This window comes from Ruegeria sp. BG9 (genome assembly GCF_056538305.1).
The window spans coordinates 20,115-36,335 of the sequence record NZ_JBQFSY010000002.1 but is presented as its reverse complement, the minus strand read 5'-3'; the positions used below and the strand labels follow the sequence as shown (position 1 = coordinate 36,335).

Sequence of the window (16,221 nt, the reverse complement as noted above, 5' to 3'; positions counted from 1 at the left end):
GTTATTCCTCCTTGAGGGGTCGGTTGAGCAGGGTTTCGATAGCTTGCGCCACACTGTAGGCGCCTTGGCTCAGGTCGGCCACAGTGGCGCTGATGGGCATGTCCAGACCTTCGGCCTTGGCGATATCGGCCATGGCGCGGGCGGTGGCGACACCTTCGACGGTTGTTGTGGTGTCGAAGGGCTCATTTCGACCCAAACACAGGCCAAAACGATAGTTTCGGGACAGCTCCGACGAGCAGGTCAACACCAGATCACCTAGGCCAGAGAGCCCCATCAACGTCTCTGGCTGTGCGCCGCGCATGAGGGCAAAGCGCTGCATTTCGGCAAATCCGCGCGTCATCAGGGCAGCACGGGCGCTATCGCCCAGACCGGCCCCGATGGCAGCGCCACATCCGATGGCCATAACGTTTTTCAATGCGCCGCCGAGTTCCGCCCCGATCACATCGGTGGTGCGGTATAGGCGCAGATTGGCGGTGGTCAGCTCGGATTGCAGTGTTTCGAGCAGATCAGCATCTGCACAGGCCAAGGTCAGCGCGGTCGGCAGGCCACGCGCGATGTCATCCGCAAAGCTGGGGCCAGTCAGAAGCGCTGGTCGTGCATCCGGGATGGTTGCGCGGATCACGGAAATCGGACCGAGGCCCGAGGACAGTTCAATCCCCTTGCAGCACGCAACCAGCGTTTTCCCGGCCAGCACCGCTGCGTGTTCCTGCAGTGCATGGCGCAACTGTTGCATCGGCACAGACACCAGAAGGACATCGTTTGCCGCCGCTACTCCGATATCAGAGGTGACGGTGATGGCATCGGGCAAGGCGACATCGGGCAATCGCCTCTTGTTGATCTGATTGTCTTGCATGGCTTTCGCTTGCTCGGCGCTGCGCGACCACAGGGTGACTGGCCCGTTACCGGCCAGTGAGATCGCCAGTGCCGTACCGAACGCCCCTGATCCGAGAACCGAAACGCTCATGCCTTTGCGCCCTTCTTACCGCTACCCAGCATGGCGGGGCTGGTTTGGTCCAAAGGCCAACGGGGTCTCGCTGTCAGATCCAAACCGTCGCGCGCGCCGGTGCGAAAACGCTCCATCCCAGCATAGGCGATCATGGCGGCATTGTCGGTGCAAAGGGCAAGGGGCGGGGCGGTGAAACGCGCGCCTTTTTCCGCACAAACAGACTCTAACGCAATGCGAATAGCGGAGTTTGCAGCCACACCGCCCGCGACTGCGATCACCGGATCCGAGGGGGTCTCGGCCAGATACATATCCATAGCGCGTCGTGTTTTCTCGGCCAAAGTATCCACGACTGCCTGCTGAAACCCGGCACATAGATCGGCGCGATCCTGTCGGGTTAGGCCGGTTTTTTCCGCGACGATCTGATCCCGCATCCGCATCAGCGCGGTTTTCAGCCCCGAGAAAGACAGGTCACATCCGGGCCGGTCCAGTAGGGGGCGGGGAAAACGGAACCGCTTGGGATCGCCCTTGCGCGCCTCTGCCTCGACAGAGGGTCCACCGGGTTGCGGCAGGCCCAGAAGACGGGCGGTTTTGTCAAAGGCCTCACCAGGGGCATCGTCGATGGTGCCGCCCAGACGGGTGAATTGCTCGGGTCCGTGGGTGATCAGATATTGGCAGTGCCCGCCCGAGACCAGCAGCATCAGGTACGGAAAGGCTATTCCATCTGTCAGGCGCGGGGTCAGAGCGTGACCGGCCAGATGGTTTACCCCGATCAGAGGCAGGCCGGTCGCCGCACTGATCCCCTTGGCGCACATGACGCCGGACATGACCCCTCCGATCAGGCCGGGCCCGGCGGTGACGGCGATGGCGTCCATGTCGGCTAGTGTTAGACCCGCATCCTTTAGCGCCTGCACGACGCAGATATCCAATTTCTCCGCATGGGCACGTGCAGCGATTTCGGGGACGACGCCCCCATAAGCGCTGTGCAGCTCGGTTTGGCCATGGACAATCGACGACAGCACTTCGGCCCCTTCGCCGTCGGTTTGGCGCACGACGGCGGCGGCTGTGTCGTCACAGCTGCTTTCCAATCCAAGGACGGTAAGTGTTTGCACCATTGGCGTGATCCGTTGCATCATGATTGCCAAGCGGGGTATCACCCTGCGCGGACGCAAACAATCCCAAGGCCGAAGGCGCCGATAGTTGTATTTGTTGATGACCCGCCCTCGCGCCGCCTCGGAGAGGTTTGTTGCGCAGCTTCCGACCCGCGTCAGATCGCGTGTTGAGGTCATCCATTCCCCCATTCTGGAAATCAAACCGCTGGCGGTTCCGATCTGCACGGCCGAGACGCAGGGGCTGATCTTCACGTCTTCCAATGCGGTGAATGCGGCAGCCTCGGCGGGTGTGCGTCAGGATTTGCCTGCCTATTGCGTAGGTCCGACCACGACTGCCACCGCCGAAGGCGCGGGCTGGGATGCACGTATGGTTGGTGGCACGGCGGAAGAGCTTGTGGCCGGTCTTTTGCAGGTCAGACCAACAAGCCCGCTGTTGCATCTGCGCGGCGAACACAGCCGGGGCAACATCGCCGAGCGTCTGACCGAGATGGGCGTAACCACGCGCGAACAGGCGGTGTACCAGCAACTTCTGCTGCCGCTCAGCCCCGAGGCAAAGGCCGCATCCGAGGGCAACAGGCCAGTGATCGCGCCTATTTTCTCACCCCGCACCGCGCGACAATTTGCCGACATCTGGGCGGGCACTGCCCCGCTATGGCTGGCCGCAATCAGCGAGGCAACGGCGGAACCCCTTAAATCCTTGGGGTATGAACGTCTGAGGATCGCCAAGGAACCGACGCCCAAGAAGATGCGTAAGGCCGTTAAAAAGCTTGTGAAACACGCGTTGCGGGTTGAGAGAGAGCCGGGTGCAGATTAACTTGGAACAGTCTGTAGTTCTGGTGATTTTAGAATCGATAAGGGGAATTTGACGGTGGCGGGCAAAAAGAAATCCGATCAGGAACCGGTGGAAACCCCGAAATCAGACGATGTGGTCGAAGATGTAAGCGTTGAACCTGGCGGTGAAACTGAAGGGTCGCCTGTTGACGAAGATGCGCCGAATGAGGACCTGATTTCCGAAGCCGAAGCCGAAGCCGAAGCCGAAGCCGAAGCCGAAGCCGAAGCCGAAGCCGAAGCCGAAGCCGAAGCCGAAGCCGAAGCCGAAGCCGAAGCGTCCGTCGAGCCGTCGGAACCTGTGCAGGCCGAAGAGAAACCCGCTGAACCGATCCAGGAACAACGGGGCGGATTTGTTCCGGCCCTGATAGGTGGAGTGATTGCCGCGGGTCTTGGGTTTGCGGCGGCCCAGACGGGGCTGATCTCGTCTGGTGGGTCGGATAACTCGGAGGTAATTGCGGCGCTTGAATCGAAGCTCTCGGAACAATCCGATCAGATTGAAGCGCTGACGAAGAAACTCTCGGATGCGCCAGACGTGTCGGGCCTGACGGATCAGGTTCAGGCGCTGTCGCAAAAGCTGGACCCGGTTGACGCAGATCTGACCGCCGTGAAATCCAGCGTCGAATCTCTGACGGGTCAGATCGCGCCCCTGGTCGACCGGCTGGCCGAGCTTGAGAAGGCACCGATCTCCGCTAATACCTCGACCGAAGCGACCGCTGCTTTTGAAGCCGAGTTGAAAAAGCTGCAGGACTCACTGGCGGCGCAGCGCGGTGAGGTAGAAAAAATGGTCGCTGATGCGCAGGCGCTTGAGGCGAAAGCAACGGCCGAAGCGCAAGCTGCGACCAACCTCGCCATCCTGTCCCGCCTGCACGGGCAATTGGATGCCGGTCAGCCCTATTCAGACCTTTTGGGCGAACTGCAAGCGGGGGGTGTGACGGTGCCGGATGCGCTCTCAACCCCTGCAGATAAAGGGGTTGAGACGCTTTCGTCCTTGCGGGCCTCATTCCCTGCGGCGGCGCGTACCGCTTTGGCGGATGCGCGGGATGCGGACAAAGGCACGGGCGTGATCGCCTTTTTGCAACGCCAGACCGGCGCGCGATCGGTGACCCCTCAGGATGGGGATGGTCCGGATGCTGTGCTGTCGCGCGCTGAGGCTGCCGTGGCCAATGGTGACGTCGCCACCGCCCTGACTGAATTGAAATCCCTGCCAGAGGCGGCGCAGACCGCTATGGCCGATTGGGAACAAGCCGCCCAGACCCGCGTCGCGGCGGTTGAAGCCGCCGATACGCTTGCTTCCGACCTGAACTCGAATTGAAGGACCTGCCATGCTGTGGTCATTGTTTAAGATCCTTGTTTTTGTTGCGATTATCGGCCTTCTGGCTTTGGGTGGTCATTTCCTCATGCAAACCAGCGGCGGGGTTCGGATCACCGTCGCCGGGGATGAATATACGCTGAGTCCGATTCAATCGGTGATCGCGCTGGGCGTGCTGGTTTTTGGCGTCTGGTTGTTCTTCAAACTGCTGGGCCTGCTGATCGCGACGCTGAAATTCCTCAACGGTGATGAAACCGCCCTGTCGCGCCATTTCGACCGCAGTCGCGAACGGCGCGGGTATGAGGCGCTGTCCGACGGTCTCATGGCGTTGGCATCGGGCGAGGGTCGCATGGCGATGGCCAAGGCCTCTAAGGCCGAGAAACTGCTGAACAAACCGGAACTGACCAACTTGCTGGTGGCGCAAGCGGCCGAGATGACAGGCGACACCAAAAAGGCCTCGGAAACCTACAAGAAGCTGGTGACCAACAGTGCCACGCGCTTTGTCGGTGTGCGCGGTATCATGAAACAGAAGCTGGCCGAGGGCGATGACGAAACCGCGCGCAAACTGGCCGAGAAAGCCCTGGCACTGAAGCCGCGTCATGAGGAAACGCAAGATGTTTTGCTGAACCTGCAGACCAAAGCGCAGGATTGGGCCGGAGCACGTTCGACTCTGACGTCGAAGCTGAAAGCCGGATACCTGCCGCGCGATGTGTTCAAACGGCGCGACGCGGTTCTGGCCCTGTCCGAGGCCAAGGGCATTCTGGACGACGGAGCAAGCGTCGAGCAACAAGAACAAGCCATCGAGGCCAACCGCCTGTCGCCCGATCTGGTGCCCGCCGCCGCCATGGCTGCGCGGGCCTATATCGAAAAAGGCAAACCGCGCGCGGCCACCAAGATCCTCAAGAAAGCGTGGGAGGTTCAACCTCACCCCGATCTCGCCCACGCCTTTGCCGAGATTGCACCGGACGAGTCGGCTCAGGACCGGATCAAGCGGTTCACCGCGCTGACCCGTATCCACCCTGAGAACATGGAAACCCGCCTGATTCTGGCCGAATTGAACATCGTCGCCGAGGACTTCCCCGAAGCGCGTCGCGCGCTGGGCGATGTGGTCGAAAAACAGGCCGATGCCCGTGGATACACGTTGATGGCGGCCATCGAGCGCGGTGAAGGTGCATCGGACGCCGTTGTGCAGGGCTGGCTGGCCAAGGCCTTGACGGCGCCGCGTGGGCCGCAATGGGTGTGCGAGAACTGTCACGACATTCAGCCCGAATGGGGCCCGGTCTGCCAGAATTGCGGCAGCTTCGATACGCTCAGCTGGCAGACGCCTCAGACGCCCGAGATCGCCACGGCCACAGGTGTGCATATGTTGCCTTTGATTGTGGGCGCGCTGGAAGACAAAGCCTCTGCCGAAGAAGAACCCGAGACCGAAGAGGATGTCCCTGCTGAGGTGATCGAGCTGAACGCCGATACGGTCGATGAGACCGCAGAGAAGCAGGCCTGACCCAAACGGCCTGATCTTTTCCGGCCCGCGGCAGCTTTGCAAAAGATGAAAGTGTAAGTCTGTGGCGCCTCTCAAAAGGGCGCAGTTCTGGGGTATTTAACGCCAGTGTGACGGGTTTCACTGACTCTCCGGCAGCATTTGTCGCATTCTCTCGATGAATCGACCAAGCGTCTTAAATTGAGGAGAAACACAATGAAAATTGATGAAAAAGGCCTGGACAAATTTGAGAAAGAGGCGGACAAACTCGCGGCGGCAATTGTCCAACAGTCCAAGATCATCGACCAGGCGGAAAAGGCCTCTCCTGTCGCGAAGAAAACACTGGCTCCGGTGAAGAAGGCAATTGCAGTTGCATTGAAGCAGAGCAGAAATGCGCAGAAGGCTATCTCAACCGCTAAGAAGAAAAAATGCATGGACGAAAAGGCCAACAAAGACCTTCAGGTTCAGGCATCGAAGGCAGTTAAGACTGCGTCCGCTGCCAAAAAATTGATTGGCCACGAAGTATCGCATGTTGTGCAGCAGGCCGTTCCAAAAGCGAAGCCGAAGGTTATGGAGAAGACCTTCGAAGAAAAGCTGAAGTTTTGGCAGAAACTGGAAAAGCAGACAAAATAGGTCGAAGGCACTGGCACGGGCCTGCGCAAAGGGAATTCTGCCAGGCTCATAGGGCATGTCTTTTCGATAGGCCGTACATCCGACATCCCGATAGTGATAGCCGTCTGCTTGATCTGAGCGACCACCCAATTCGAACCAAAGGTGTTTCGACTCTACGCATGGCTCACAAACAGAATGAGCGTCAGTCCGTTTTCTCCGTACACATATAGCCAAAGGAATTGAAAGACGGTGACCAATAGTCACCTTCTCTCAGCTCAACACCTTTGACATGGTAGTGTTAATTGTCTTTCGCGCGTCTTCAGAGGCATCCCAATATGCTTGGTAGTTGTTGACTGCGTCTTGAAGGCCAAAGCTTTGCTTGGCGAGAGCGACTGTTCCTTTCACATACTCCTCGGAAGCGAACGACCCGAGACAAGTTTCTTGAATCGATCCAAATCTAGACCGTTCGACCGCTACTTGAGCACCTGCGCACAAGAGCACATGCAATCGCATACAAGAGGAATACTGCCACTCCGCGCTCTGCCTCATATCGAGATTGACCTTGGTACGTGAAATAAAATGCTCGCGTCTCAAACTTGACCAAGCTGCGGGACCAACCTTGACTTCGCCTTTCTGCCCGAGCTGAGATAGAAGGTCTTCGCGATGAGGTGTTAGAGAACCAGTGAAAAGGAAATCAACGTCCTTATTTTCAGGAACTTGGAACGTATCGACCACACTTTCGTCAATTGCTGCTGTCGGAAGGTGGGACACAAATTCTTCAGTGCCAAAGAAGTCTCGGTAAACCGTAAATTGAGACTGATCGATGCAAAAAACGCCATCAACAACATCACAGACACTTTGGAAATTGTCGTACCGACGTTCCCACTTCTCGCGATGGCTGTAGTGGGCATTCTTTTTCTTTTTGCCCCTTTTTCGCTCCAAATACCGGCCAAGGCGAGAAAGACGCGGTTTTTCTGAGAAGTTGTTGAACGACCCATTGGTCAGAAACTCTGTAGCGACACAAAAGATGCGAGTCCCAGGGGTGCGTGAGGCAACAATTATCTTTTCCCGAAACGAGTCGTTGAAGTTCTCGACTATGATATTGGTGCCACGTTCAACTGGGTCATGACAAAGGCGCGAGCGCGCGCCTTGAATGGAAATCGCCTGCATCAAATAGAGAAGAATATCATCTATCTGATAAGATAACTCACCATGGTTTCCGTAAACGATATTCACAACTTTCGTCACTAGCACCAACTTCCTTCTGTCAAAACCACGTCGGACTATTATCTTGGCAATACAATTATCCTAGCGCCCTCTTTGGCTAGGCTGATAGCAAGAACCCATCTTCAAATGGAGGGTGGCGCCAGAGGCCATCTTTCAGTCGCGAGGGTGCTAGTGACAAGTTGTGGCAGGTGTAAAACAGGAACAAGAGCAAAACGGCGAAATGGACAGTATTCTTGGCAACTTCATTGAAATAATTAAGCGCTGCCAGTGAAATGGTGCCCAGGAGAGGACTCGAACCTCCACGTCCATACGGACACTAGCACCTGAAGCTAGCGCGTCTACCAATTCCGCCACCTGGGCAGGTGTCGTGAGGGGGCGTTTAAGCCCAGCGGCGGGGAGGGTCAACCAGATTCGGACAGATTTTTGAAAGTTTTTTGAACCACGCCGCTCGGCCCCTTTTCACAGCGGGTCTCGATGCAAGACGCGCGGCGATTTGATGCCTTGTTTCAAAGGGGTTCGGGCGCTACTTCTACGTCAGAGCCACGCAGCAGGAGCCATCGAATGTCGAAACTGGTCACGATCTACGGAGGGTCAGGGTTTGTCGGGCGCTATATTGCGCGCCGTATGGCGGCCAAAGGATGGCGTGTCCGAGTCGCCGTGCGACGCCCAAATGAGGCCATGTTCGTGAAACCCTATGGCGTTGTGGGCCAGGTTGAACCGGTTTTTTGCAACATCCGGGATGATGCCTCGGTGCAGTTGGCCATGCAGGGTGCAGACGCGGTTGTGAATTGCGTTGGTGTCCTGAACGAACTGGGCAAGAACGGGTTTGATGCGGTGCAGGCCGAAGGGGCCGAACGCATTGCGCGTCTGGCATCCGAGAATGGCGTGGAGCGGATGGTTCATATCTCGGCCATTGGTGCAGATGCCGAGTCGGCCAGCGCTTATTCCCGCACCAAAGCTGCGGGTGAGGCCGGAGTTCTGGCCCATATGCGCGGCGCGATGATCCTGCGCCCCTCGATCATTTTTGGGACCGAGGATCAGTTCTTCAACCGGTTCGCCGCGATGACGCGGTTCGGGCCATTTCTGCCTCTGGTCGGGGCCGAGACACGGTTTCAGCCGGTCTATGTGGATGATGTGGCGCAAGCGGCCGAGCAGGGTGTCTTGGGGAAAGCGGCCTCGGGCATTTATGAGCTGGGCGGTCCTGAGGTGAAAACCTTCCGGGCTTTGATGCAGCAAATGCTGGAGGTCATTCATCGGCGCCGGGTGATTCTGGGCGTGCCGTTCTTTGTCGCCAAGATCATGGCCGGCGTGTTGGACATTCTGAAATTCGTCAGCTTCCAGATTTTCTCGAATCCAATCCTGACGCGGGATCAGCTCAAGAACCTTCGACAGGACAATGTGGTCGATGACAGCGCCAAGGGGTTTGCCGATCTGGGGATTGTGCCTACGACGCTGGACGCTGTTCTGCCGGAATACCTGTGGAAATTCCGACCTTCAGGTCAGTATGACGACATTCAGAACTCGGCCAAAAACCTGCGGACCTGATCAGCTATAGGCGATCACCAGCAGGATCGCGCCCAGAACGACGCGATAAATGACATAGGGCGTGAAGCTGACACTGCGCAGCAGGCGCATCATCAGGCTGAGTGCTAACAGGGCCGACACAAAAGCAAAGAGGGCGGCGATCGCTCCGTCTTTGGCGAGCGCAGCGTCGGCCTGGTGGGCTACGTCAATGGACAGCAACACACCTGAGGCGATGATGGTCGGGATCGACATCAGCATGGCGAGGCGCGCGGCTTCTTCCCGTGTATAGCCCAGATGCCGTGCCCCGGTGATGGTGATGCCCGACCGGGATGTCCCCGGAATCAGGGCGATTGCCTGCCAAAGCCCCATGATGGCCGCGTCACGCAGACTCCAATCGGCGGCGATCTTGGTCTGGGGGCCTTTCTGGTCCATCCAATAGAGCAGCAGCCCAAACAGCAGCATGGTCCAGCCGATGACGGCAATGGATCGCAGTGCCTCGGTCAGGCCGGTCAGGTAAAGGACCAGCCCAGCGAGGACTGTCGGAATCGTTGCCACGATCAACCCCAGCGCCAGCCGCGCCTGCGCTGTGTCGGTGCGCCCGGTTAGCGCCGCTGGCAGCCCCCGGATCGCCTGTTTGACGTCGGACCAGAAGTACAAAACAACCGCGCCCAGCGTGCCCACATGAACGGCGACGTCGATGGTTTGGCCTTGATCCTGCATCCCGGTCAGGTTGGGCAGCAAGATCAGATGGCCGGACGAGGAGACAGGCAGAAATTCAGTAAGCCCCTGAATGATCGCCACGAGAATCAAGTGAAAGAGACTCATTTACCCTGCCGCACTGCCATCAATTTGCTTTGGGTTTATGGGTATTCTGGTGGTGTCGAAAAGGAAAGATGATAGATAGGTCCGTATCGGACATAAAAATAGAAGAAAAAAGCAAATATTTTGCGCGCCAGCCGAGATTTTTCTTAATTAGGTCAGCATATATGACTTTTCATATCCGGGGCGATCTCATAAAGAGATGCTTCCTAGCCAATTCATGGAGTCGGACCCGTGGCAAAGCAACCGATGTTGAAATTTGTGCAGATTGACCGTGTCATGCCTGAAAAGCGTGCCGCCGATGACCGCAAAGAAGACTTTGACGAAATCTACGCGGAATTCGCATCGGCCAAGGCTGCAGAGCAAGCCAGCCGCTGCAGCCAATGTGGTGTGCCCTATTGCCAGTCGCATTGCCCGCTGCACAACAACATCCCCGACTGGCTGCGTCTGACGGCGACAGGTCGTTTGGAAGAGGCCTACGCGACAAGCCAAGCCACCAACACATTCCCCGAGATCTGTGGCCGTATTTGCCCTCAGGACCGCTTGTGCGAGGGCAATTGTGTGATTGAACAGTCTGGCCACGGTACAGTCACCATCGGGACGATTGAAAAATACATCACTGACACCGCATGGGACAAAGGCTGGGTGAAGCCCGTCGTTCCGACCGCTGAACGCAGCGAAAGTGTGGGCATCATCGGCGGAGGCCCGGGTGGCCTGGCGGCAGCCGACATGCTGCGCCGTGCCGGCATCCAAGTCACAGTCTATGACCGCTATGACCGTGCGGGCGGCCTGTTGATGTACGGTATCCCTGGCTTCAAGCTCGAGAAAGACATCGTCCAGCGCCGCAATGACCTGTTGGCCGAAGGCGGGGTGGAGTTCGTTCTGAACTGCGACGTCGACGCCGCCAAATTTGACGAAATTCGCGCCAAGCATGACGCCGTGATCATCGCAACCGGCGTTTACAAGTCGCGTGATCTGTCCATGCCGGGCAGCGGATTGACGGGCATCGAGAAGGCGATCGACTTCCTGACCGCCTCGAACCGCAAAAGCTTTGGTGACGCGGTCGAAGATTTCGACAATGGTCGCCTGAACGCCGACGGCAAGAAAGTTGTCGTTATCGGTGGTGGCGACACGGCGATGGACTGTGTGCGCACCTCGATCCGACAGGGCGCGACCTCGGTCAAATGTCTGTACCGCCGTGACCGTGCCAACATGCCCGGCTCGCAGCGAGAAACGCAGAATGCCGAGGAAGAAGGCGTGGTGTTTGAATGGCTCAGCGCGCCAAAAGGTTTTGTCGGTGATGACAAGGTGTCCGGCGTGATGGTGCAGAAGATGCGCCTGGGACAACCGGATGCGTCGGGCCGTCAGGCCCCTGAGGTGATCGAAGGTGCCGACTATGTCGAGGACGCCGATCTGGTGATCAAGGCGCTGGGTTTTGAGCCCGAAGACTTGCCAACCCTGTTCGGTCAGCCCGATCTGCCGGTCACGCGCTGGGGCACCATCAAAGCGGCCTTCCAGACCGGTGAGACCGAGATGGATGGCGTCTACGCCATTGGTGACATCGTGCGCGGTGCCTCTCTGGTCGTCTGGGCGATCCGGGATGGGCGTGACTGCGCCGATGCCATCATCGAGCGGTTCAATGCCAAGGCGGTGGTCGCAGCTGAATAAGCCTCGCCATCGTTGAAGTTCAACATCTTCCCGAAGGGATACGCGTTCGATCCAGAACGCCAGCCAAAGACCAAACCAGGGATCCGGCAATCCGTGCCCCCTTGGAAGCAGGAGACAGCGAATGACCAAATTTGATGCCGATTGGGTGCGCACCGAGGAAACCAAGCGCAAGTGGATGGCGGAAAACGGTCTTTATTCCGAAGAGGAAGAGCATTCCTCATGCGGTGTGGGCCTTGTCGTATCCGTCGACGGTAAACCATCGCGCAAGGTTGTGGATGCGGGGATCGATGCCCTGAAGGCGATCTGGCACCGGGGCGCTGTCGATGCGGATGGCAAGACAGGTGACGGCGCGGGTATCCATGTTCAGATCCCGGTCCCGTTCTTCTACGACCAGATCCGTCGCACCGGCCATGAACCCAATCTGGATGAGCTGATCGCCGTTGGTCAGGTCTTTCTGCCCCGCACCGATTTCGGCGCGCAGGAGCAATGCCGGACCATCGTGGAAACCGAAGTTCTGCGGATGGGCTATTACATCTATGGCTGGCGTCACGTGCCGGTTGATGTCACCTGTCTGGGCGACAAGGCTAACGCGACCCGTCCTGAGATTGAGCAGATCCTGATCTCAAACTCGAAAGGCGTGGACGAAGAGACGTTCGAGCGTGAGCTGTATGTCATCCGCCGTCGCATCGAAAAAGCGGCTGCGGCTGCGGGGATTTCCGGCCTCTATCTGGCGTCGTTGTCCTGCCGGTCGATCATCTACAAAGGCATGATGCTGGCCGAGCAGGTCGCCGTGTTCTACCCCGATCTGATGGACGAACGCTTTGAATCCGCCTTCGCGATCTATCACCAGCGCTATTCTACCAACACTTTCCCGCAATGGTGGCTGGCGCAGCCATTCCGCATGCTGGCGCATAACGGCGAGATCAACACGCTCAAGGGCAACATCAACTGGATGAAAAGCCATGAGATCCGCATGGCCAGCGGCACCTTCGGCGACCATGCCGAAGACATCAAGCCGATAATCGCGGGCGGGTCGTCGGATTCCGCCGCATTAGACTCGGTTTTTGAGGTTCTGGTGCGCGCTGGGCGTTCGGCGCCCATGGCGAAAACCATGCTGGTGCCGGAAAGCTGGTCCAAGCAGGCGGTCGAACTGCCGCAGGCGTGGCGCGATATGTATTCCTACTGCAACTCGGTGATGGAACCATGGGACGGCCCCGCCGCTCTGGCCATGACCGATGGCCGCTGGGTCTGTGCCGGTCTCGACCGAAATGGTCTGCGCCCGATGCGCTATGTGGTGACGGGCGATGGTCTGGTCATCGCGGGCTCTGAGGCCGGAATGGTGCCGATTGATGAAGCCTCGGTGACTGAAAAAGGCGCTCTGGGTCCGGGTCAGATGCTGGCCGTGGATATGAAGCGCGGCAAGCTTTACCGGGACAAACAGATCAAGGACAAACTGGCCCGCGCCCTGCCGTTTGGTGAGTGGGTCAATAAGATCAATGATCTGGATGACGCCCTGGCCGGCGTGACCGAGACAGCCATGTTCCGCGGAGAAGAGCTGCGCAAGCGTCAGATCGCGGCGGGATACTCGATCGAAGAGCTGGAGCAGATCCTCGCGCCGATGGCCGAGGATGGTAAGGAGTCACTGGCTTCGATGGGGGATGACACGCCCTCGGCTGTACTCTCCAAGCAGTACCGCCCGCTGAGCCATTTCTTCCGTCAGAACTTTAGCCAGGTGACAAACCCGCCCATCGACAGCCTGCGGGAATACCGCGTGATGTCGCTGAAAACCCGGTTCGGTAACCTGAAAAACGTGCTGGACGAAGATAGCAGCCAAACCGAAATCGTTGTGCTGGGCAGCCCCTTTGTTGGCAACGCGCAGTGGGACAAACTGGTTGAGACCTTCGGCTCTCCTCTGGCAGAAATCGACTGCAGCTTTGAGCCCGGTCGTGGCGCGCTGAGCGCCGCCTTGGCCCGTGTTAGAGCCGAAGCAGAGGAGGCTGTGCGCTCGGGCGCGGGGCATCTGGTGCTGTCGGACATGAACTCGGGCGAGGGCCGTGTGGCCATGCCGATGATCCTGGCGACCAGCGCGGTGCACTCGCATCTGACACGGCAAGGACTTCGGACCTTCTGCTCGCTGAACGTGCGTTCGGCCGAATGTGTTGATCCGCATTATTTTGCGGTTCTGATCGGCTGTGGTGCAACCGTTGTGAACGCCTATCTGGCCGAGGATTCGCTGGCCGATCGGATTGACCGTGGTCTGCTGGAAGGCACGCTGACCGAGAACGTCGCGCGCTATCGCGAGGCCATCGATCAGGGTCTGCTGAAGATCATGGCCAAGATGGGCATCTCGGTGATCTCATCCTATCGAGGCGGTCTGAACTTTGAGGCCGTGGGTCTTAGCCGTGCCATGGTTGCCGAGTACTTCCCCGGTATGACCAGCCGGATTTCCGGCATCGGTGTCACGGGTATTCAGGCCAAGGTCGAGGAAATCCATGCCAAAGCGTGGGACAATGGCTTGGATGTGCTGCCTATTGGTGGGTTCTACAAAGCCCGGCAATCGGGCGAGACCCATGCTTGGGAAGCGACCTCGATGCACATGATGCAGATGGCGTGCAACAAGGCGTCCTACGAGCTGTGGAAGCAGTATTCGGCCAAGATGCAATCGAACCCTCCGATCCATCTGCGTGATCTGATGGACTTCAAACCGCTGGGCAAACCGGTGCCGATTGAAGAGGTCGAATCGATCACCTCGATCCGCAAGCGCTTTGTCACGCCGGGTATGTCGCTGGGCGCGCTGTCGCCCGAGGCGCACAAGACTTTGAACGTGGCGATGAACCGGATTGGTGCAAAATCCGACTCGGGTGAAGGTGGGGAAGATCCCGCACACTTCGTGCCCGAGCCGAATGGCGACAACCCCTCGGCCAAGATCAAACAGGTGGCCTCGGGCCGGTTCGGCGTGACCGCCGAATACCTGAACCAGTGTGAAGAGCTTGAGATCAAGGTCGCCCAGGGTGCGAAACCGGGTGAAGGCGGTCAGCTGCCCGGTATGAAGGTCACCGACTTGATCGCGCGTCTGCGGCATTCGACCAAAGGCGTGACCCTGATCTCGCCACCGCCGCACCACGACATCTACTCGATCGAGGATCTGGCGCAGCTGATCTATGACCTCAAACAGATCAACCCGCGCTGCAAGGTGACGGTGAAACTGGTGGCGTCCTCGGGCGTTGGTACGATTGCTGCAGGTGTGGCCAAGGCGAAGGCGGATATCATCCTGATTTCGGGCCACAATGGAGGCACGGGCGCATCGCCTGCGACATCGATCAAATATGCCGGTCTGCCGTGGGAAATGGGCCTGACCGAGGCGCATCAGGTTCTGGCGATGAACAACCTGCGCGACCGTGTAACCCTGCGGACCGATGGTGGCCTGCGGACCGGTCGTGACATCGTCATGGCCGCGATGATGGGGGCCGAGGAGTATGGCATCGGCACCGCCGCCTTGATCGCGATGGGCTGTATCATGGTGCGTCAGTGCCAGTCGAACACCTGCCCGGTTGGCGTCTGTACGCAGGACGAAAGCCTGCGCGCCAAGTTTACGGGCAACGCGGACAAAGTCGTCAACCTGATCACCTTCTACGCGCAGGAAGTGCGCGAGTTGCTGGCCAGCCTCGGCGCGCGTTCGATCGATGAGATCATCGGCCGGGCCGATCTGCTGGATCAGGTCAGCCGAGGCTCGGCGCATCTGGACGATCTGGATCTGAACCCGCTGCTGATCACTGTCGATGGCGCGCATGACATCGTCTACAACCGTGACAAGGACCGCAACGCGGTGCCTGATACGCTGGACGCCGAGATCGTGCGCGACGCGGCGCGGTTCCTGAAAGACGGTGAAAAGATGCAGCTGTCTTACGCGATCCAGAACACGCACCGGACCGTTGGTACACGCGTCTCCAGCCATATCGTTCAAAACTTCGGCATGCGGAACACGTTCCAGGACGACCATCTGCATGTAAAGCTGCAAGGCTCGGCCGGTCAGTCATTGGGAGCCTTTGCGGCACCGGGTCTGAAGCTGGAGGTGTCTGGCGACGCCAACGACTATGTCGGCAAAGGTCTGTCAGGTGGCATGATCGTTGTCCGCCCACCGCAGGTCAGCCCGCTGAAGGCAGATGACAACACGATCATCGGCAACACCGTTCTGTACGGCGCAACCGACGGGCAGCTGTTTGCCGCTGGTCGCGCAGGTGAGCGGTTTGCGGTGCGGAACTCGGGCGCCAAAGTGGTGATCGAGGGCTGTGGCTCGAACGGGTGCGAATACATGACCGGCGGCGTCGCTGTGATCCTGGGTGATATCGGAGCCAATTTTGGCGCGGGTATGACCGGCGGCATGGCCTATCTGTATGACCCGGAGGGTAAGGCACAGGCGTTGATGAACATGGAAACGCTGGTGACCTGCCCGGTGACCGTCGATCATTGGGAAGATCAGTTGAAATCCCTGATTGAGCGTCACGCGGCGGAAACCTTCAGCCGGAAAGCCTCGGACATCCTGCAACATTGGGATGTGGAAAAGGCGAACTTCCTGCAGGTCTGCCCGAAAGAGATGCTGAACAAGCTCAGCCATCCTCTGACAAACGAAGTGGCTGCTGTTCCGGCCGAATAAGTCGGGTGCAGAGATAAATAAGAAGGACCCGCGTTTCTGAGGTGG

General features: G+C 58.6%; 11 protein-coding genes and 1 tRNA gene. 7 read left to right on the top strand and 5 right to left on the bottom strand.

The genetic code is table 11. From position 1 onward, the window contains the following. Position 1: 1 nt before the first annotated feature. Both ACR0I8_RS03780 and tsaD read right to left on the bottom strand, forming a co-directional pair. Complete coding sequence (locus tag ACR0I8_RS03780) at positions 2-964, bottom strand: NAD(P)H-dependent glycerol-3-phosphate dehydrogenase (RefSeq protein ID WP_170380167.1); 963 nt, start codon at positions 962-964, stop codon at positions 2-4. Further along, positions 961-2,058 carry a tRNA (adenosine(37)-N6)-threonylcarbamoyltransferase complex transferase subunit TsaD gene (tsaD, locus tag ACR0I8_RS03775; RefSeq protein WP_170689599.1) on the bottom strand — a complete coding sequence of 366 codons (1,098 nt, stop codon included), beginning with the start codon at positions 2,056-2,058 and terminating at the stop codon, positions 961-963. The genes ACR0I8_RS03780 and tsaD overlap by 4 nt, the downstream gene beginning before the upstream one ends. Before the next feature lie 97 nt (positions 2,059-2,155). Between tsaD and ACR0I8_RS03770 the strand changes: the two genes are divergently transcribed. From ACR0I8_RS03770 to ACR0I8_RS03755, 4 genes are all read left to right on the top strand, one after another. Further along, positions 2,156-2,869, top strand: coding sequence for a uroporphyrinogen-III synthase (locus tag ACR0I8_RS03770; protein WP_170689601.1), 714 nt, complete (start codon positions 2,156-2,158; stop codon positions 2,867-2,869). A gap of 54 nt (positions 2,870-2,923) precedes the next feature. Beyond that, the gene (locus ACR0I8_RS03765) at positions 2,924-4,198 is read left to right on the top strand and encodes a COG4223 family protein (protein WP_480702756.1); all 1,275 of its coding nucleotides are present in this window, start codon (positions 2,924-2,926) and stop codon (positions 4,196-4,198) included. A gap of 10 nt (positions 4,199-4,208) precedes the next feature. Further along, positions 4,209-5,696: a heme biosynthesis HemY N-terminal domain-containing protein gene (locus tag ACR0I8_RS03760; protein ID WP_170689604.1), complete on the top strand. Its 1,488-nt coding sequence runs from the start codon at positions 4,209-4,211 to the stop codon at positions 5,694-5,696. Between the two features lie 192 nt (positions 5,697-5,888). Next, on the top strand, positions 5,889-6,305 hold the full coding sequence (locus tag ACR0I8_RS03755; RefSeq protein ID WP_170689606.1) for a hypothetical protein: 417 nt from the start codon (positions 5,889-5,891) through the stop codon (positions 6,303-6,305). Positions 6,306-6,554: 249 nt separating this feature from the next. On the opposite strand, the gene ACR0I8_RS03750 is transcribed toward ACR0I8_RS03755, so the two are convergent. Beyond that, positions 6,555-7,532: a hypothetical protein gene (locus tag ACR0I8_RS03750; protein ID WP_170689608.1), complete on the bottom strand. Its 978-nt coding sequence runs from the start codon at positions 7,530-7,532 to the stop codon at positions 6,555-6,557. A 252-nt stretch (positions 7,533-7,784) separates the two neighbouring features. Further along, positions 7,785-7,871 (bottom strand) — tRNA-Leu (locus tag ACR0I8_RS03745). Between the two features lie 201 nt (positions 7,872-8,072). Between ACR0I8_RS03745 and ACR0I8_RS03740 the strand changes: the two genes are divergently transcribed. Beyond that, complete coding sequence (locus tag ACR0I8_RS03740) at positions 8,073-9,056, top strand: complex I NDUFA9 subunit family protein (RefSeq protein ID WP_170689609.1); 984 nt, start codon at positions 8,073-8,075, stop codon at positions 9,054-9,056. Here the strand turns inward: ACR0I8_RS03740 and ACR0I8_RS03735 are convergent, their stop codons facing one another. Further along, a complete protein-coding gene (locus ACR0I8_RS03735) occupies positions 9,057-9,860 on the bottom strand; it encodes an undecaprenyl-diphosphate phosphatase (protein WP_170689611.1) in 804 nt (267 codons plus the stop codon). A gap of 228 nt (positions 9,861-10,088) precedes the next feature. Here ACR0I8_RS03735 and ACR0I8_RS03730 point away from each other — a divergent pair, with 228 nt between their 5' ends. Beyond that, positions 10,089-11,522 (top strand): NAD(P)-dependent oxidoreductase, encoded by a 1,434-nt coding sequence (locus ACR0I8_RS03730; RefSeq protein ID WP_170689612.1) that lies wholly within the window; start codon positions 10,089-10,091, stop codon positions 11,520-11,522. A 121-nt stretch (positions 11,523-11,643) separates the two neighbouring features. Continuing rightward, positions 11,644-16,176 (top strand): glutamate synthase large subunit, encoded by a 4,533-nt coding sequence (gene gltB / locus ACR0I8_RS03725; protein ID WP_170689614.1) that lies wholly within the window; start codon positions 11,644-11,646, stop codon positions 16,174-16,176. Positions 16,177-16,221: the final 45 nt, after the last annotated feature.

Coding starts and splice junctions, on each gene's coding strand:
- ACR0I8_RS03780 (WP_170380167.1), bottom strand. CDS start 964: ATGAGCGTTTCGGTTCTCGGATCAGGGGCGTTCGGTACGGCACTGGCG.
- tsaD (WP_170689599.1), bottom strand. CDS start 2,058: ATGGTGCAAACACTTACCGTCCTTGGATTGGAAAGCAGCTGTGACGAC.
- ACR0I8_RS03770 (WP_170689601.1), top strand. CDS start 2,156: ATGACCCGCCCTCGCGCCGCCTCGGAGAGGTTTGTTGCGCAGCTTCCG.
- ACR0I8_RS03760 (WP_170689604.1), top strand. CDS start 4,209: ATGCTGTGGTCATTGTTTAAGATCCTTGTTTTTGTTGCGATTATCGGC.
- ACR0I8_RS03755 (WP_170689606.1), top strand. CDS start 5,889: ATGAAAATTGATGAAAAAGGCCTGGACAAATTTGAGAAAGAGGCGGAC.
- ACR0I8_RS03740 (WP_170689609.1), top strand. CDS start 8,073: ATGTCGAAACTGGTCACGATCTACGGAGGGTCAGGGTTTGTCGGGCGC.
- ACR0I8_RS03735 (WP_170689611.1), bottom strand. CDS start 9,860: ATGAGTCTCTTTCACTTGATTCTCGTGGCGATCATTCAGGGGCTTACT.
- gltB (WP_170689614.1), top strand. CDS start 11,644: ATGACCAAATTTGATGCCGATTGGGTGCGCACCGAGGAAACCAAGCGC.